Below are 2,989 nucleotides of genomic sequence, written 5' to 3' on the forward strand. Positions count from 1 at the left end.
CGTCGTTGCCACTATTGCCATACAGGCGATCTGACGCGTCGCTGCCGGTCAGCACATCATTGCCATCTCGGCCCATCATGAACTCGGCGGGTTGCGATGCGCTGTGGGTATCGGCTTGTGCCGTGCCAACCAGCACCAGCGTGTGCTCCAGGTTGATCGCCAAGGAAGAGGTCGCCGTATCGCCGTCCTTGTCGGCCAGCGAGAAGGTGACGGTCTCCGTGGCGGCGCCTGGCAATTGCCCTGGTGCACCATAGGTGTAGGCACCCGTGTTCATGTCCACTGTCAGGTCACCGCCAAGCACCGTGTGGACCGTGATCGATGGCGTGGCAGCGCTGTAGTGGTGGACAACGCCATCAACGGTCACGCTGTCGACGTGACCAAATCCATCGGCGCCCATCGGCGCCGTGGCCTTGCCACTGGTCAGGAAGTTGCCGCTGATGGTCTCGCCGTAGGTACTCGACAAGGCGGTATCGAGCTGATCCAGGCTCGTGACCACCGTGCCATTGAGGTTCTCGCTGGTCTGGCCGTCATAAGCCACGGGGTGCAGGTACGGCGCTGTCACGCCCGTGCCCAGACCAATCGCGTAGCTCTTGATCTGATTGGCGTTGAGGAAGGTTTGCCAGGCGGCCTCTTCCGTGGTGTCGATGCCATCGCCCAGATTGGTCTGCGTGGTATTGCCGTTCTGGCCATTCACGTTTGGCGTCGGGTTGGCGCTAGACAAGGTCGGATCGCCATCAGAGAAGAAGTAGGACACGTTCTGTGCGCCCGCTATCTTGCCTGTACCTGAGTTGAAGGCGGTCTGAGCCTGGGTCAAGGCGTAGTCATAGTTGGTGCCGCCATCGGCCGTGACGGTCGCCAGCAGGGCCTTGGCTTGCGCCACACTCAACCAGTTGGCACCCTGGGTCTGGGCATTGGTGTTGAACGTGACCAGACGCACAGACACGCCGCCCAGGTCGTCGTACTTGTCGAGCAATTTTTCAATGGATTGAACAGCTGCTTCCAGGCGCGTCAAACCTGCAACGCCGCTGGCATTGGCCATGCTGCCGGAGTTGTCCAGCACGATCATCAAATTGGTATCGAGCGTGTTGAGGTTCTCGACGATGGTCGGCCCCGCGACTGGTGAATCGTCTTCCACACTGACAGCAAGCTGGCCCAACCCCACCTTGCCTGTGGAGTCCAGCACCTTGACGCCAAAGTTGATGTCTTTGACATCTTCGCCCGCACCCGGATGCTGGATGGCTTGCAGCAGGTTGAAGGTGTAGTCGCCGGCCTTGGTCACCGAGATCGTGGCCACGGTAGCCGCACCAGTGTCCGTGCCATCTTTGCCGATGAGGCCGCCAGCGTTGTCGCTGCTCCAGACCACGGTCTTGCCCGCTGCGGTGATGAGGCTGTCGCTCGGAGCGGTCAGTACCAGGCCGGACACGGTCGCCCCCCCGGTGGTGGTCACGGTAATGTGGCCTGTGCCGGAGGTGCTGTCTGTGGTGTCCGCGTCAGCCGTGGCACCAGTGGTGTCCTTGTTCCCACCCGCCAAGCCTTCTTCAGATACATGGGCATGGGTGGCGGTCAGCGTTGGCGCCCCCGCTACCGGTGCGTTCAATACAAGGTGGAGTTGCAGCGATGAGTTGACGACGTCGCCATCGCCGTCAACCATGCTGTAGCCGATGGTCTCGCTCTGGCTGTTGGCCAGGTGATCGGGTGCCTTGTAGGTATAGCTGCCAGTCGAATCCACGGTGAAGGGGCTGCCCAGCGGCGTGGTCACCGACAAAGTCGGGTGAGCCGCATCGAAGGTGTAGACGACCCCGCCCACCGTGATCGAAGCCAGGTGGCCGCCGTCAGCGCCCAGCGCCGCACCGCCCACATTGCCCGATGCAAGGATCTGCCCGGTGACCGAACCTGTCACCGTACCAGACAGGGTACTGTCGAGCTGGTTCAGGTTGCTCACGACAATACCGTCTTGGTTCAACGCGAACTGGCCGTTGTAGGCGATCGGATTGAGATAGGTCTGGGCCACGCCCGTGCCCAGGCCGATCGCGAAGGCGTTGATCTGGTTGTTGTTGAGGAAGGTGCTCCAGTTGCTTTCCTCGGTGGTATCGATGCCATCACCCAGATTGGCCTGGGTGGTGCTGCCATCCTGGCCATTGGCGCCCGATGTCGGGTTGGTGCTGGACAGTGTGGGATTGCCATCCGAGAAGAAGTAGGCCACGTTCTGCGCACCGGTGATCTTGCCGGTTGTGGTCTCGAAGGCTGTTTGCGCCGTGGTCAGTGCGTAGTCATAGTTGGTCCCACCCGTTGCCGTGATGGTGGCCAGCTTGGCCTTGGCGTCAGCCACGCTCAGCCAGGAGCTACCGACAGTTTGCGCGGTGTCAGAGAAAGTCACAAGACGCACAGCCACTGTGCCGAGGTCGTCATACTTGTCCAGCAGTTTTTGCATGGACTGCACAGCGGCCTGCAAACGCGACAGATTGCTGATGCCGCTGGCATCGTTCATGCTGCCAGAGATGTCCAGCACGAACAAGAGGTTGCTGTCCTGCACGCTGAGCGTATTGCTTTGCGCAGCAGGTGCGCTGGGAGCGTCGTCTTCCACATTGACAGTCAAGGTCGATGTGCTGGTTGCCAGGCCATCGCTGACCTTGACCGTGAAATTCATGCCCAGGCTGTCTTCGCCTTGCGCAGAGTGCTTGAGCGAAGACAGCAGCGTGACTGTGTACTGCCCAGCGTTGTCGATCGTGGCAGTCAGGACGGTCGGAGCACCGACTGCGGTGCCGGCCTTGCCGATGAGGCCGCCCTGTCCGTCGCTGACCCAATTGATCTGCGTGCCATTGGTGGCATAGACCGGCGCAACGGGCGCGCCCAGGCTGACAGAGAAGGTGCTCGAGTCAGGATCGGTGATGGCAATCTTGCCACTGATCGTTGTGGCGTCCGTTGTATCGGGGTTACCTGTGGTGTCCTTGACGCCGCCGGGCAAACCCTCTTCAGACAGGTTCACCGT

At 61.1% G+C, this 2,989-nt stretch carries 1 protein-coding gene; it reads right to left on the minus strand.

From position 1 onward, the window contains the following. On the minus strand, window positions 1–2,989 hold a 2,989-nt coding region (locus EPO09_RS02535; protein ID WP_290639835.1), incomplete at both ends, for a VWA domain-containing protein.

Origin of the sequence: Aquabacterium sp. (assembly GCF_004297345.1) — a bacterium.
Lineage (GTDB): Bacteria > Pseudomonadota > Gammaproteobacteria > Burkholderiales > Burkholderiaceae_C > Aquabacterium.